Here is a 15512-nt window from a genome sequence, read left to right as displayed (position 1 = left end):
CTATTGATATAGTTAAAAGTAAAATTTTCTCATAAAAAAAGGGCTCGAATTTTCGAGCCCTTTATATTTAACTATAAATTAAAATTACATCAATTCATCTTGATTTCTGAAAATTAATTGATCGTTAATTTCATCTATCAAAATAATACTATCAGTTTTTACTTTCTCTGCTAAAATTTCTTTAGAGAGTTTGTTTAAAACTTGTTTTTGAATCACACGTTTAACAGGTCTTGCACCAAATTGTGGGTCATAACCAATTCTAGCTAAGAAGTTTATTGCTTCCTCAGTTGCATCAATTGTAATTCCTTGTTTATCAAGCATTTTTTTGACCAAGTTCAATTGGAGATTTACAATAGATTTAATATTCTCTTCTGATAAAGGTGTGAACATCACAATGTCATCAATTCTGTTGAGGAACTCTGGCCTAACACTTTGTTTTAATAATCCTAAAACTTCAGTTTTTGCAGCATCCATCGCAGAATCAATATCAACTTCAGAATCAAATTTTTCTTGAATAATATGACTTCCCATGTTTGATGTCATCACGATAATTGCATTTTTAAAATCAGCAACACGTCCTTTGTTATCTGTTAATCGACCTTCATCAAGAACTTGTAACAAAATATTAAAAGTATCAGGATGCGCTTTCTCTATTTCATCTAAAAGAATAACTGAATAAGGTTTCCTTCTCACAGCTTCAGTTAATTGACCACCTTCATCATAACCGACATATCCTGGAGGAGCACCAACTAAACGAGATACTGCATGTCTTTCTTGATACTCACTCATATCAATCCGCGTCATTGCAGATTCATCACTGAATAAATATTCAGCTAGAGCCTTGGCTAACTCAGTTTTCCCAACACCTGTTGTTCCTAGAAATAGAAATGAACCAATAGGTCTGTTTTCATCTTGAAGACCAGCTCTGCTTCGACGAACAGCATCTGATACCGCTTCAATCGCTTCTTCTTGACCAATAACTCTTTTATGAAGTTCATCTTCAAGCCTTAGAAGTTTCTCTCGTTCTGTTTGTAACATTTTTGTAACTGGAATGCCAGTCCACTTTGAAACAACTTCAGCAATATCTTCATACTCAACTTCTTCTTTAATTAAAGAAGTTTCCGACTTTTGCTCTTCAACTTGTTTTTGAAGTTTTTCGAGTTTTTCTTGTGTTTCCTTAATTTTCCCATAGCGTATTTCTGCAACTCTTCCGTAATCACCATCACGTTCAGCACGTTCAGCTTCAAGTTTAAAGTTTTCTAAATCCGTTTTGCATGTTTGAATTTCATCAACAACACTTTTTTCGTTTTTCCACCTTGCATTTAAAGTATTTCGTTCATCTTTTAGATCGGCTAATTCAGCTCTTAAAGATTTAAGTTTTGCTTCATCTTTTTCGCGTTTAATCGCCTCGATTTCAATTTCGAGTTGCATGATTTTACGATCTAAAACATCAAGTTCTTCAGGTTTAGAATTGATCTCCATGCGTAATTTTGCTGCAGATTCATCCATTAAATCAATGGCTTTATCTGGTAAAAAACGATCGGTAATATAGCGCTGAGATAATTCAACAGCACCTATAATTGCTTCATCTTTAATACGAACTTTGTGATGTGTTTCATATTTTTCTTTGATACCTCTTAAAATAGAAATCGCACTTTCTGTATCAGGTTCGTTAACAACGACCTTCTGGAAACGACGTTCTAGAGCCTTATCTTTTTCAAAATACTTTTGATATTCATCTAAAGTTGTTGCACCAATCGCTCTGAGTTCACCACGGGCCAATGCTGGTTTTAAAATGTTAGCAGCGTCCATTGCGCCTTGACCGCCACCTGCGCCAACAAGTGTATGGATTTCATCAATGAATAAAACAATTTCTCCATCACTCGTTGTAACTTCTTTGATCACGGATTTTAAACGCTCTTCAAATTCACCTTTATATTTCGCACCTGCTATTAAGGCACCCATATCTAAGTTATAAATAATCTTTGACTTTAGATTTTCAGGAACATCACCAGCAATGATTCTATGTGCTAAACCTTCAGCAATAGCTGTTTTACCTGTACCAGGCTCACCAACAAGCATTGGGTTATTCTTTGTACGACGAGATAAAATTTGGAGTATTCTTCTGATTTCCTCATCACGACCAATAACGGGATCAAGCTTACCTTCTTCGGCGAGTTTGTTTAAATTTTTAGCGTATTTATCCAAAGCATTATAGTTGTCTTCTGCGCTTTGTGAGTCTACTTTTTCACCTTTACGCAATTCTTCAATAGCAGATTTTAAGCCTTTTTCAGTGACACCTTGATCTTTTAAAATCTGAGATACTTTACTAGAGCTTTTGAAAATCGCTAAGATTAAATGCTCTATGGAAACGTATTCATCTTCCATCTTTTTAGCTAAAATAGATGCTTCATTTAAACTTTTTCCAGCTTCACGAGATAAAACGATCTCGCCCCCTGAAACTTTTGGAAAGCTTTCAAGTGTTTTATCTAAAATTTGCTGAAAAAGATGAGTGTTGACATTCAGTTTTTTAAGTAAAAACGGCGTCACATTCTCATCAACTAATGAAATGGCTTTAAAAATATGCTCATTTTCAATTTGTTGATGTCCTAGCTCTTGAGCCAACTGCTGAGCTTGCTGTATGGCTTCTTGAGATTTGATTGTATAGTTATTAAAATTCATATTCTTTTTTTGATATGATTAAGTCAAAGCTTGTACCAAACACAACTTCTGTCAAAATGACTTATTCAAAGTTGTTTTGTCTGTCAAAAAGGCATAAGTCAAGCTATTCCGAAATCAAAACAGCTTGACTTATATGTATGTTTATTTAAGCTTAAAACTTCATACCGACTCCAAAACCTAGCAACATCGGATTAATTTCTACTTCAGCAGGAATACTTAAGTTGTCTGCTAGATTACTTGCATCAACTTCAACATCTGCTTTTAAGAAAATATATTTAAAGTCAACGTTAAAGAAAAATTTATCAGTAAACATATAATCAAAACCAATTTGTGTTGAAATACCAAATGCATTGTCGTAAGAAACTGACTTGACAGTTGTAAAATCATCAGCATCATAGAAAATTGTGTAATTCACACCAGCACCGATATAAGGTTTAAAGTTTTTAAAAACCTCACGATGGTATTGTAAATTCAGTGTAGGAGGGAGCAACCAAACTTCGCCTAAATCAACATCTGCAATGCCGCCACCAATTGGCGATAAATCCGAACCAACAGTATGAACCTCATGTTTTGTCGTACCTAAAATTAATTCTACCGCAAGATTTTCAGTAAAAAAGTAAGTGAAATCTAGTTCAGGTATAAACGAATCTGAAATATCGACATCGCCACCAATTGCTTCAATTGTAGCACTCGGATCTGGTATAACAGCAACACCACGAACACGAACTTGCCATCTTGAAAAATCTTCTGAGTTATTATCATTTTCTTGTGCTAATAAAACTGAGGGAATTGCTAATAGAGCGATAAAGAATGTGAATACTAATTTTTTCATTCTGAAATTATTTTAATGTGAACTTCAAAAATATTCAGTCTTTGCACAATAAAATATGATACTTGTCATACATTTATTTCTTAATCATTTTTTCTATTTTTTGCATAGAGTCAAAGCATAATTTATCGATGTATTGCATGTCAGGGTGATAAGCAGAAACATTTGATAAAACAACGACAGCGTTTCCTGATTCAGGATTTGTGACTAGGCAACTTGTAAAACCACCAACAGCTCCATTTTGCCAATACCAACGATTGCCAGACTTTGTATTTAATATATGCCAGCCTAGACCAATAGCTTGTCGCTCTGAAATTTGATGTGTTTCTTTTAAACTTAGATTAATTCCGTTATGAGATTTTTGGGTTGTTGCATACAAGAATTTTAGCATATCGCTTGTTGAGGAGAGCACTCCTCCAACACCTTTAAACGCATCAAATGTCCAAAATGCCGTAACATAACCTTCAGCATCAAGAGCCTTGACGCGATTTTGAGCTTTTGAAGGATTTGATGTAGTTTGATTCATACTTAATGGCTTAGCAATTTCTTCTTGTAATAATTCTTCGTAAGATTTTTCAGTTACTTTCTCTAAACTATGTCCTAGTAATCCGTATCCTAAATTTGAATAATTATATTCTTTATTATTGAGTTCAAAATTGCTATTTAAAAATTCATAAAACTCCTTTTGTCCATAATTCATGTATGGATTGCTTTGATTTTTGATTGCGCTTTCAGCAAAATTAGCCGGTAAACGATTTAAACCAGATGTATGATTAGCAAGACTTTTCAGTGTGATTTTATGGTTATAAAGTGTATCGTAAATTTGACTTGTATCCATATTCAAATCAATTTTTCCTTTATTTGCTATGCTTGCCAGAATGCTAGCAGTCATAACTTTTGTGATAGAACCAATTTGGTAAACATCCGTTTCATTTCGAACTTGTTCTAAACCATGTGGTGTTTTTCTAAAACCAATGAATCGTTTTTTGCCATTGATAATCATTCCGATAGCAAACTCAGTTTCTACAGGGAATTTTTCAATAGTTTCTTTTGCTAATTGATGAAATTCAGATTGCGCTTGAACCGAATTTTGAAAAGACATTAAAATTGAAGCTAAACACAATAAAAGAAATTTAGAGTGTGTATTTTGCCAATACTTTTTGAACATCATAAACATTTACTTTTTTATTAAAGGTTTGAATTATACTCGGTTCGTTTTCACTTGAAATCCAGATTTTAAGCTCAGCATCCAAATCAAAAGTGCCGGCTGATTCTATTGAGAATCTTGATATACTTTTATAAGCGACAGATAAATATTCTGTTTTCTTGCCTGTTAATCCTTGAACATTAACCAGTATCAAACGCTTGTTCGTGAAAATTAGTGTGTCTCGAATGAGTTTAAAACCGATATCAATTTGCTCATTATCGATAAGTAATTGACTGTATTTTTCTGATAAATCCTCTGGACTTACAGCACCAGCGTTACCTAATAATGAAGAGAAAAATCCCATAAATGAAAGTTATTTAATTAAAATTTAAAGTTACGAAAGTCAATTAAATATACCTTTGCAAATCGAAATTTTCAAGTTATGAAATCAAAAAAAGTTGGATACTTATTTGTAGGCATTATCGCTTTGATTATTGCTATCATTATTTATAAATTACCTCAAAAAATAGAGACAAACCCTTCTGAAGTTAAATTCCATCAATATAGAGGGGAAGTTTATGGCACTTATTTTTCTATAGATTATCAATCTAATAAAGAGTTTAATAAAGAAGTTGATTCAATATTTAAAGCTATTGATCAAGCCGCAAGTGCTTATTTATCTAATTCTGAAATCAGTCGATTAAATAAGAATAGATTTTTAGAAAATGTTTCACCTTTATTAATTGAACATTTTAATAAAGCGCATGAAATGTATAATTTGACAGAAGGCTATTTTGATCCGACACTTTCATCTTTAATTGAAATTTGGGGTTTTGGAAAAAACACAAAACCAACTGTTGATACAGCTTCTGTTAAAAAATATTTGAGCAAAATAGGTTTTAAAGATGCTTATAAAATTGAAGGAAACAATATCAAATTATTAAAAGATTCAGTTGATGTCAATTTTACGGCTATGGGTGAAGGTTTTGCCATCGATGAAATAGCAGATTATTTTGATTCACAATCGATTCAGAATTATAAAGTTGAAATCGGAGGTGAAATGCGAACCAAAGGGAAAAGTTCTCGTGAAAAATACTGGTTGATAGGTCTACAAAATCCTGCTGCAGAAGATGATCCGAGTTTGGATCAATTAATGGCAAAATTGGAACTTCAAAATGAAGCTTTAAGTACATCTGGTACTTATAGAAAGTTTTTTATTGATGAAAAGGGCGTTAAACGCGGACATATCATCAATCCTAAAACAGGTTTTCCTGTTAAGCATGAATTAGTTTCTGTGAGTATTATTTCAGAATCTGCAATCTTGAGTGATGCTATAGCAACAGCAATGATGGCGATGGGTTTTGAAAAAGCAAAAGCATTTATCAGTGAAAAAAGTAATGTTGAAGCATTTCTGATTTATGAAACTGACGATGGTTTGAAATCTTGGCAAACCGCAAATCTGAGAACCAAAGATTAAGACTTAAATAGAATGTAATAAAGCTTCTTGAAGTTACTTTCACCAAGCATCCAAGAGACCTTTTCAACTTCATCTGATTCTGAATTGCTAGATTTTTGAATTTTCGGTGCTAAAATAAATGTAATTACTGCGGATAAAGAACCTATAATACCGATGCTATCGGTAAATTGAGAAACGATAAACCAAAAAATTATATAAGTGCCAATAAAAAGAATGAGTCCTAATATTTTAGCTTTTTTATAGATCATTTTAAACAAAATTAAAGCGACTACAAATGATTTGTAGTCGCTTTCAAAAGTACAAAAAGGCTTTTTATTATTATGATTCGTTTTTGACAATTTCAATTAAATTATCAATAGTTTCAGGATTAAGTAGAGTAGAAGTATCTCCTAAATTATCAAATTCTTGAGAGGAAACTTTTCTTAAAATACGTCGCATAATTTTGCCGCTTCTTGTTTTAGGTACTGCATCAACAAAATGAATCCGATCAAGCTTAGCAATCGGACCTATTTTATTTGTGATCATTTGATTGATTTCTTTTTGCAAATTATTATGATCACGAGATTCTCCTTCTTCTTTAAGAATGATGAATCCTGCTAAAGCATTTCCTTTAATATCATGCGGATATCCAACAATGGCAGCTTCAGCAACTGCTGGATGCTCATCAATTGCATCTTCAATTGGCGCAGTACCTAAATTATGACCTGAAACAATCACGACATCATCAACGCGACCTGTAATTCTGTAATAGCCAACTTCATCTCTTAAAGCACCATCACCGGTGAAATACATATTTTTATAAGCTGAAAAATAAGTTTCTACATAGCGCTGATGATTGTTATAAACCGTTCTTGCCATACTTGGCCAAGGATACTTAATGCAAAGTCGACCAGAAACAGAATTTTCCGTGATTTCATCGCCATTATCGTCCATTAATGTGGGTTGAATTCCTGGTAATGGGAGCGTGGCGTAAGTAGGTTTTGTTGGCGTGACATAAGGTAATGGAGAAATCATAATAGAACCAGTTTCTGTTTGCCACCATGTGTCAACAATTGGAGATTTCTTTTTACCAATATTATCATTATACCAGTTCCAAGCTTCTTCATTAATTGGTTCACCTACACTACCAAGAACTTTTAGAGAACTTAAGTCATGATTATTAACAAACTTGATAGATTGTTTAGCAAGAGCTCTAATAGCTGTCGGCGCTGTGTAAAGTTGATTGACTTTATGTTTGTCAACAATGTCCCAAAAACGACCATAATCTGGATAAGAAGGAATTCCTTCAAACATTAAAGAAGTTGCTCCATTTAATAAAGGCCCATAAACAATATAGCTATGACCAGTAATCCAGCCGATATCAGCTGTACACCAGTAAACGTCACCTTTTTCATATTGAAAAACATTCTTAAAACTAAAAGCTGTATTCACCATATAACCTGCAGTTGTATGAACCATGCCTTTTGGTGTTCCTGTAGAGCCCGAAGTATATAGAATAAATAAAGGATCTTCAGCATCCATAACTTCAGCTTTACATTCAGAACTTGCAGACTTCAGAAGATCATGCATCCATAAATCACGACCTTCTTTCATGTTTACTTTTTCATGTGTTCTCTTGACAACCAAAGTTTTTTCAATGGTTTCACAATTTTCTAAAGCTTCATCGCAGATGTTTTTAAGATTTAAAGTTTTCTTGCCACGATAAGAGCCATCGGAAGTAATAAGTAATTTACATCCAGAATCATTGATTCTTGAAGCTATTGCAGAAGCAGAAAATCCAGCGAAAACCACAGAATGTATCGCACCAATTCGAGCACAAGCCAAAAGACTAACAGTTAAATCAGGAATCATAGGCAGGTAAATACAAACGCGATCACCTTTGTTGATGCCTTGTTTTTTCAACACATTTGCCATTTTGTTGACTTGTCTGTGTAATTCTTTATAAGTGATGTAAACCGTATCCTCATTGGGGTTGTTGGGTTCCCATATAATTGCATTTGAGTTGGCGTGACGATCTAGATGTCTGTCAATACAATTTTCTGTGATGTTGAGTTTCGCATTTTTAAACCAGCTCACTTTAACATTTTGTTTATCCCAATCTAAAATTTGATCCCATTTTTGATGCCAATCAAAATTGCGTTCAGCAATTGTATGCCAGAAGTTTTCAGGATCGTTTTCTGAAATACGATAAACATCCATATACTTCGCTAAGGAATCTATATTGTAATATGTGTCAGTTAACGCACGTAAAGATTTCGTGACAATATCTTTATCGTAGGCAAAAGCTCCCACTTTTTCTTTCTCAAAAGTTTCGATGATATCATTAATCACCATCGGATCTTCAATGGTAGAAGGGATGCTGTATTTTTTGCCATCAACAATTTTACGGATTGTTTTTCTAAGAATTTTACCACTTCTTGTTTTTGGCAAACGATCAACAACAATCACATTTTTTAATGAAGCAACTGCGCCAACTTTATCACGAACCATTTGAATAATTTCAGATTCTAACTTAAAGTGTTCATAGCTTTCTTCGCCAATTTTGGGAACAACAAGAGCTAGTGGAACTTGGCCTTTCAGGTTATCTTCCATCCCTATAACTGCACATTCAGAAATAACATCATGGCTTGCGATGGCTTCTTCAAGTGCAGCAGTTGATAATCTGTGACCAGAAACATTAATCACATCATCTATACGACCAGTGATAAATATATTTCCTTTGTCATCTTTATAACCACCGTCACCAGAAAAATAATATTCAGGAAACCTGTTTAAGTAACCTGCACGATAACGTTCAATTGAACCCCATAAACCACTCATAAAACCAGGAGGAAGCGGAAGTTTAATGGAAACGTAGCCTTCAGTATTTTCAGAAACCAGTTCACCATCTTCATCTAAAATATCGACTTGATAGCCAGGAACAGGACGACCGACAGATGAGACAGGTTGATCAATAGGTTGATCTGAGTTCATGAAATTTGAAATAATTGGCCAACCAGATTCAGTTTGCCACCAATGATCAACAACAGGAACTTTTAAATGTTTTTTTGTCCAATTCAAGGTTTGCTCATCGCAACGCTCACCAGCAAGAAATTGATATTTTAATGAGCTAATGTCATATTTTTTAATCAATTTTCCTTCAGGATCTTCGCGTTTAATTGCTCGAAAAGCTGTTGGTGCAACAAACATGACATTAACTTGATGCTCTTCAATAACACGCCAAAAAGCACCAGCATCAGGCGTTTTGACAGGCTTACCTTCATATAAAACGGTTTTCGTCCTATTGATTAATGGTGCATAAGTCGTAAAGCTATGTCCAACAGCCCAACCAATATCAGATGCAGCCCAAAATGTTTCATCAGGTTTAGCATCGTAGACATTTGTCATTGAATATTTTAAAGCTACAGCATAACCACCAGTATCCCTCATAATTCCTTTAGGCGAACCTGTTGTGCCAGAAGTGTATAAGACGTAAAGTGGGTGATCAGAATTAAGCGGTAAATATGTTTCAGGCTCTGATTTTTCCACAAAAGTATCATAATCTATATCATAACTTTGTTGAGGGTTTTCAGCACCTAATTTTCGGTTATGAATAATGACGTTATCTGGCTTGTGTTTAGCCATTTTAATAGCTTCATCAACCATTGGTTTATAAGGAATAATTCTATCAACCTCAATCCCAGAAGTTGCTGTTAAGAGAACTTTAGGTTTGATATCATCAATTCGCAAAGCCAATTCTTTTGGAGCAAAACCGCCAAAAACAACAGAATGAGTGATGCCGAGTCTTGCACAAGCTAACATGCTAAAAATGGCGTGTGGAATCATGGGCATATAGATGACAGAGGTGTCTCCTTTTTTAAGCCCCAAACTCTTAAGACCACCTGCCAGTTTTTCAACTTCTTTTTTGAGATCATTATAAGTGTATTTGATGATGTTTTGTCTGACTGCAGAATCGTAAATCAGAGCAACTTCATCACCGTAACCATCTTCAATATGTTGATCGATGCAGAGGTAGCTCATGTTTGTTTTTCCATCAGCAAACCAATGATACATGCCATCATCAGATTGTTCTATGCCTTTTTGAGGAGGCTTTAACCATTTGATTTTGCTTGCTTGATCTAACCAAAATTGTGAAGGATTAGCAATACTTTTTTTGTATTCTTTTTCGTAATTCATAAAAGTTATATTGTGGTAAGTGATTGTATAAGTGATAATCTAAAATCTGATTAGATTATACTCAAATATATATTTAAACTTAAAAATAACTAAACAAACCTATTGTCATTTTTGTTAAAATATTTTTATTTTGTTGAAAATTATAAAAATTAACTAAATCGATTTTATTTCTATTGAAATAGGCTTTAAATCCTTATTTTTACTAAAAATTATTGCAATGAAAATTTTAATATCACCAGCTAAATCACTTGATTTAGAAACAGATTACGATAAACGTTATAATTCAAAACAACAATTTTCTAAAGAAGCTGATAAACTAAATCATATTTTAGCAGAAATGTCTAAAAAAGAAATTTCAGAATTGATGAGCATAAGCGACAAATTAACTGCGCTAAATTATGATCGCTATCAAGATAAAAAATCAGGAAAGACGGAAGATGATAGAGCAGCCATATTTATGTTTGATGGTGATGTTTATGATGGGTTAGATATACAATCTTTTAAAAAAGACGAATATGAAGATTTGCAAGACAAACTTCGTATTCTTTCAGGAATGTACGGCATGCTGAGGCCTTTTGATGTCATTTCACCTTACAGGTTAGAGATGGGTACAAAACTTAAGGTAGATGAAAACAAAAATCTTCATGAGTATTGGAAAGAAAAATTAACTTCAGCACTTGAGGACGAAATGAAAGAAGATGAATTACTCGTAAATCTTGCGAGTCAAGAGTATTTCAAAGCTATTGATAAGAAGAAATTTAAGTCGAGATTGATTTCTCCTGTATTTAAAGATTTTAAAAACGGTAAACTCAAAGTCATTAGTTTTTATGCGAAAAAAGCGAGAGGACAAATGGTAAATCATATTATTAAAAATAAAGTTGATGATTTAGAAGGAATTAAAAACTTTAATATGAACGGCTATAAATTCACTGCCGATGAAACCAAAAAAGATGCAGAACCTGTTTTTATTCGTTAAATAATATTAAACAAATATGATTAAAGACATTAGAACATTTAAATAACTTCTCTAAATTCGCAATTCAAAATATAAGTTTTTAATTATGTTAAACACGCAAGTTGAAGCCAAAAAACTAAATTTAAAAGCGCTTTCAGTTGAAGATTTCGCAAGTCAAACATCAAGTAATAATGTTTATGTTTTGGACACGAGAGATCCTGAAATTTTTAGGGTGTCTTTTATCCCAAATAGTTTAAATTTAGGTATAGGTAATAATTTTGCACCTTGGATGACACGTATTTTTCCTGATAGAAAAACAAAAATAGTTTTAGTTTGTGATGAATCTTGTCTTTCGCAATGTTTAACTCTACTAAATGAATTAGATTATCATAATATTTTAGGTTATTTAGATGGAGGGTTTCAATCGTGGGAAAACTCAAGTAAAAAGACTGACTCAATAGAAAGACTTAATGTTGATGAATTTTCAAAAGCATGTCTTGAAAATAAAAAAGTTGTCGATGTGAGACACAAAGCTGAGTACTATTCACAGCATGTTAAAAATGCTGAAAACATTTCTTTAGATGATATGATAGAGCAGAAGCAGAGCTTTGAAAAAGAACCTTGTATCCTTTATTGTCAAGGCGGTTATAGAAGTATGATTGCTGCATCATTATTAAAAATAAAAGGATTTGATAATGTTAAGGATGTTGAAGGAGGTTTTAGTGAGATTATTGAGCATGATATTGAATTGACACCTTATAGATGTCCAACCAATTTTCAGAAATAAAAAATCATTAATTCTACTGAGATTCTATAAGTGTAACCCACATTCAGTTTTAGGATTGTTATTCCATCGTCCGCTTCGATCTTTACCAGGAACTGTACAATGTGAACATCCTATTGAGTGATAGCCTTTGGCAACTAAAGGATGAAAGGGAAGTTGGTATTTTTCAATGAATGCGTCTCGTTCCTCTTTTGTGATATCTAAAAGTGGATAAAACTTCAAAATTCCATTTCTAACTTCAAAAATGTCCAGAGTTTCTCTGTGATCACTTTGCCATTTCATCAAACCAGAAACCCAAACATTGTAGTGCTCTTTAATTCTCTCTAAAGGCTTCACTTTATTAATTGAGCAACAAAAGTCCGGATTTTTCTTCCAAGTTTCATCTTGGGTCGTGAATTCATGCTCTTCTTTAATAGCACTAATCGATTTTACGTTAAGTCCGTATTTTTCGGTGAGCTGTGCTTTATATTTAAGCGTATCTTCAAAATGATACCCTGTATCAATAAAATAAACAACTTGATTTTTATTAATGTCAGAAAATATTTTTAAAAGAAAAGCAGATGTAGCAGCAAAAGAGCTTGTTAACATCACTTCACTGATGTCAAAGTCTTGATAGAGAGTTTCAATACGTTGGCAAACACTTAGTTTTCTATACTTATTATTTAATTCATCAACATCAGTTGTTGTAAATTTTCTTTTTTCGTCTATAATCATGAATTTGAATATAATGGCAAAAATATAAATACTTTTTACTTCGAAAATAAAAAACAAATATTATTTAGGATAAAACTATCTTAATTAAAACTAAATAGTTCACAGGTCAATTTTATTTAAACCTGTGAACAAGTAATCTGTATATTAAGAATCTAATTCTTGAGATAATTTTGTGATTTTGATGCTCAATTTATCATCATCTTTGATGTGATCCATTAAAATGGAATCACCTTCATCTATATCAGAATTGACAATTTTTTCAGCTAATGCATCTTCTATGTATTTTTGAATAGCTCTGTTTAAAGGCCTTGCGCCATACTGTCTATCATAACCCTTACCGGCAATAAAAGCTATTGCTTCATCAGTTAATTTCAAGTGATATCCAATATTTGCAATGCGTTCAAATAATTGTTCTAGTTCGATAAGAATAATCTTTTCAATGTCTTCTTTTTCAAGCGCATTAAATATAATAACATCATCAACTCTGTTCAAAAATTCTGGTGAGAAGGCTTTTTTAAGAGCACCTTCAATCACTTTTCGGTTATTTTCATCTTTTTGGCTTTGTTGAGCCTTTGTTCCAAAACCAACACCAGTTCCAAAATCTTTGAGTTTTCTTGCACCCACGTTAGATGTCATGATGATAATTGTATTCCTAAAATCAACTTTACGACCTAAACTATCTGTTAAATATCCATCATCTAAAACTTGTAATAACATATTGAAAACATCTGGATGTGCTTTTTCAATTTCATCAAGAAGAACAACTGCATAAGGTTTGCGTCTGATTTTTTCAGTTAATTGTCCACCTTCTTCATAACCGATGTATCCTGGAGGTGCACCGATTAATCTTGAAGTTGCGAATTTCTCCATGTATTCACTCATATCAAGTCTGATCAATGAATCTTCATTGTCAAATAACTCTCTTGCCAGTACTTTTGCAAGTTGCGTTTTACCAACACCAGTTTGTCCTAAAAAGAAAAACGAACCAATTGGTCGGTTAGGGTTTTTAAGTCCTGCGCGATTTCTTTGTATCGCTCTCACAACTTTATTGACAGCCTCTTCTTGACCAATTACTTTACCTTTGATGGTATTTGGTAATTCGGCTAGTTTATTGCTTTCAGTTTTAGCAATTCTATTAACAGGAATGCCAGTCATCATGGAAACAACATCAGCGATATTTTCATCATTAACGTTAATCTTATTTTCTTTTGATTCGCGTTCCCATTCTTCTTGTGCTTCTTTTAAGTTTTGCTCAAGTGTTTTTTCATTATCTCTTAATCGAGCCGCTTCCTCATATTTTTGCTTTTTGACAACAGAATTTTTTTCTTTTCTGATTTCCTCAAGTTCTTTTTCAATCTTGATTAGACGCTCAGGGACATTCATATTAGTAATATGAACACGACTTCCAGCTTCATCTAAAGCATCGATAGCTTTGTCTGGAAGAAAACGATCAGACATATAGCGATTCGTTAATTTCACACAAGCTTCAATGGCTTCATCAGAATATAAAACATTGTGGTGATCTTCATATTTTTCTTTAATGTTATGAAGAATTTCAATAGTTTCTTCGATCGTTGTAGGTTCAACAATAATTTTTTGAAAACGACGCTCTAAAGCACCATCTTTTTCAATATGTTGTCTGTATTCATCAAGTGTTGTTGCACCAATACATTGTATTTCACCACGTGCTAAAGCAGGTTTAAACATATTGCTCGCGTCTAAGCTTCCTGTTGCGCCGCCGGCACCAACAATGGTATGTATTTCATCAATGAAAAGAATAATATCATCATTTTTTTCAAGTTCATTCATGACGGCTTTCATGCGCTCCTCGAATTGTCCTCTATATTTAGTACCAGCTACGAGGCTTGCTAAATCAAGAGTTACAACTCGCTTATCATATAAAATTCGCGAAACTTTTCTACTGATAATTCTGAGTGCAAGACCTTCAGCAATTGCTGATTTACCAACACCAGGCTCACCGATTAAAAGAGGATTATTCTTTTTACGACGACTTAAAATTTGAGAAACACGTTCGATTTCTTTCTCTCGACCAACAACAGGGTCAAGTTTACCTTCTCCAGCCATTTCAGTTAAATCGCGTCCGAAATTATCTAAAACTGGAGTTTTAGATTTTTTAGAAGTTTTAGATTTTTTAGAAGAAACACTTCCTGAAAAAGGGTTTTTACTTGTTTCATCATCAGCTTGTGGTGATTCAGATTTAAATGTCTCATCGTCATTCATGTCTATATAATCCCCATCTTGAGTCAACATCGTTTTAAATTCCTCTTTTACATTCTCGTAATCAACTTTGTATTTATTGAGAAGTTTTGTTGTCGGATCGTTTTCGTTTCTTAAAATACACAATAATAAATGTGCCGTGTTGATCAAAGAGCTTTGAAACAATTTAGCTTCAAGAAAAGTAGTTTTCAATGCACGTTCAGCTTGACGCGTTAAGTGCAAATTTTTCTTTTCATTGCTAAATGCTGTATTTTCATGATCAGAAGGATTGAGTATCTCAACTTTTCTTTTGAGATGCTCTAAATCGATTTGTAGAGTTCCTAATATATTGATCGCTTTGCTTGAAGAATCTTTCAGCAAACCTAGCATTAAATGTTCTGTACCGATGAAATCATGACCTAAGCGAAGCGCTTCTTCTTTGCTTGAGGCAATAACTTCCTTCACCTTTGGAGAAAAATTGTCATCCATAACCTAATTAATTTTGGTTTTAATATATCAATTATAATACCT

11 protein-coding genes and 1 pseudogene are annotated in these 15512 nt (G+C 33.2%); 3 read left to right on the top strand and 9 right to left on the bottom strand.

The features are described from left to right. Window positions 1–84: 84 nt before the first annotated feature. The 4 genes from clpB to BLV84_RS05750 form a co-directional block, all read right to left on the bottom strand. Window positions 85–2682 carry an ATP-dependent chaperone ClpB gene (gene clpB / locus BLV84_RS05765; RefSeq protein ID WP_093241325.1) on the bottom strand — a complete coding sequence of 866 codons (2598 nt, stop codon included), beginning with the start codon at window positions 2680–2682 and terminating at the stop codon, window positions 85–87. A 151-nt stretch (window positions 2683–2833) separates the two neighbouring features. Then, window positions 2834–3514, bottom strand: coding sequence for an OmpW/AlkL family protein (locus tag BLV84_RS05760; RefSeq protein ID WP_093241321.1), 681 nt, complete (start codon window positions 3512–3514; stop codon window positions 2834–2836). 73 nt (window positions 3515–3587) lie between these two features. Then, entirely contained in the window at window positions 3588–4613 is a 1026-nt protein-coding gene (locus BLV84_RS05755; protein ID WP_159429397.1) for a serine hydrolase domain-containing protein, read from the bottom strand. Window positions 4614–4644: 31 nt separating this feature from the next. Next, the gene (locus BLV84_RS05750) at window positions 4645–5022 is read right to left on the bottom strand and encodes a PH domain-containing protein (RefSeq protein ID WP_093241313.1); all 378 of its coding nucleotides are present in this window, start codon (window positions 5020–5022) and stop codon (window positions 4645–4647) included. Between the two features lie 78 nt (window positions 5023–5100). Between BLV84_RS05750 and BLV84_RS05745 the strand changes: the two genes are divergently transcribed. After that, complete coding sequence (locus BLV84_RS05745) at window positions 5101–6135, top strand: FAD:protein FMN transferase (protein WP_093241310.1); 1035 nt, start codon at window positions 5101–5103, stop codon at window positions 6133–6135. Here the strand turns inward: BLV84_RS05745 and BLV84_RS05740 are convergent. The 3 genes and pseudogenes from BLV84_RS05740 to BLV84_RS12685 form a co-directional block, all read right to left on the bottom strand. Beyond that, entirely contained in the window at window positions 6132–6383 is a 252-nt protein-coding gene (locus BLV84_RS05740; RefSeq protein WP_143521330.1) for a hypothetical protein, read from the bottom strand. The genes BLV84_RS05745 and BLV84_RS05740 overlap by 4 nt on opposite strands. A gap of 70 nt (window positions 6384–6453) precedes the next feature. Beyond that, window positions 6454–8400 carry an acetate--CoA ligase gene (gene acs, locus BLV84_RS12690; RefSeq protein ID WP_394330498.1) on the bottom strand — a complete coding sequence of 649 codons (1947 nt, stop codon included), beginning with the start codon at window positions 8398–8400 and terminating at the stop codon, window positions 6454–6456. A gap of 153 nt (window positions 8401–8553) precedes the next feature. Beyond that, window positions 8554–10311, bottom strand: a pseudogene (locus BLV84_RS12685) (AMP-binding protein); the annotation flags it as partial. Between the two features lie 217 nt (window positions 10312–10528). On the opposite strand from BLV84_RS12685, the gene yaaA reads away from it, so the two are divergent. Both yaaA and BLV84_RS05725 read left to right on the top strand, forming a co-directional pair. Beyond that, window positions 10529–11287: a peroxide stress protein YaaA gene (gene yaaA, locus BLV84_RS05730; RefSeq protein ID WP_093241301.1), complete on the top strand. Its 759-nt coding sequence runs from the start codon at window positions 10529–10531 to the stop codon at window positions 11285–11287. A gap of 85 nt (window positions 11288–11372) precedes the next feature. Further along, the gene (locus BLV84_RS05725; RefSeq protein ID WP_093241298.1) at window positions 11373–12053 is read left to right on the top strand and encodes a rhodanese-like domain-containing protein; all 681 of its coding nucleotides are present in this window, start codon (window positions 11373–11375) and stop codon (window positions 12051–12053) included. A 24-nt stretch (window positions 12054–12077) separates the two neighbouring features. Here the strand turns inward: BLV84_RS05725 and BLV84_RS05720 are convergent, their stop codons facing one another. Both BLV84_RS05720 and BLV84_RS05715 read right to left on the bottom strand, forming a co-directional pair. Continuing rightward, window positions 12078–12764, bottom strand: a complete 687-nt coding sequence (locus BLV84_RS05720; RefSeq protein WP_093241295.1) for a phosphoadenylyl-sulfate reductase — start codon at window positions 12762–12764, stop codon at window positions 12078–12080. Between the two features lie 144 nt (window positions 12765–12908). Further along, window positions 12909–15470 (bottom strand): ATP-dependent Clp protease ATP-binding subunit, encoded by a 2562-nt coding sequence (locus tag BLV84_RS05715; protein WP_093241292.1) that lies wholly within the window; start codon window positions 15468–15470, stop codon window positions 12909–12911. Window positions 15471–15512: the final 42 nt, after the last annotated feature.

The sequence above is a fragment of the Psychroflexus halocasei genome, assembly GCF_900107595.1.
GTDB classification, from domain to species: domain Bacteria; phylum Bacteroidota; class Bacteroidia; order Flavobacteriales; family Flavobacteriaceae; genus Psychroflexus; species Psychroflexus halocasei.
This window is presented reverse-complemented; position numbering and strand designations above follow the sequence as displayed.

Bases quoted from the DNA above. Each gene is read 5' to 3' on its own strand.
- BLV84_RS05750 (WP_093241313.1), bottom strand. From the start codon at position 5,022: ATGGGATTTTTCTCTTCATTATTAGGTAACGCTGGTGCTGTAAGTCCA.
- BLV84_RS05740 (WP_143521330.1), bottom strand. From the start codon at position 6,383: ATGATCTATAAAAAAGCTAAAATATTAGGACTCATTCTTTTTATTGGC.
- clpB (WP_093241325.1), bottom strand. From the start codon at position 2,682: ATGAATTTTAATAACTATACAATCAAATCTCAAGAAGCCATACAGCAA.
- BLV84_RS05760 (WP_093241321.1), bottom strand. From the start codon at position 3,514: ATGAAAAAATTAGTATTCACATTCTTTATCGCTCTATTAGCAATTCCC.
- BLV84_RS05755 (WP_159429397.1), bottom strand. From the start codon at position 4,613: ATGTCTTTTCAAAATTCGGTTCAAGCGCAATCTGAATTTCATCAATTA.
- BLV84_RS05725 (WP_093241298.1), top strand. From the start codon at position 11,373: ATGTTAAACACGCAAGTTGAAGCCAAAAAACTAAATTTAAAAGCGCTT.
- BLV84_RS05745 (WP_093241310.1), top strand. From the start codon at position 5,101: ATGAAATCAAAAAAAGTTGGATACTTATTTGTAGGCATTATCGCTTTG.
- yaaA (WP_093241301.1), top strand. From the start codon at position 10,529: ATGAAAATTTTAATATCACCAGCTAAATCACTTGATTTAGAAACAGAT.
- BLV84_RS05715 (WP_093241292.1), bottom strand. From the start codon at position 15,470: ATGGATGACAATTTTTCTCCAAAGGTGAAGGAAGTTATTGCCTCAAGC.
- BLV84_RS05720 (WP_093241295.1), bottom strand. From the start codon at position 12,764: ATGATTATAGACGAAAAAAGAAAATTTACAACAACTGATGTTGATGAA.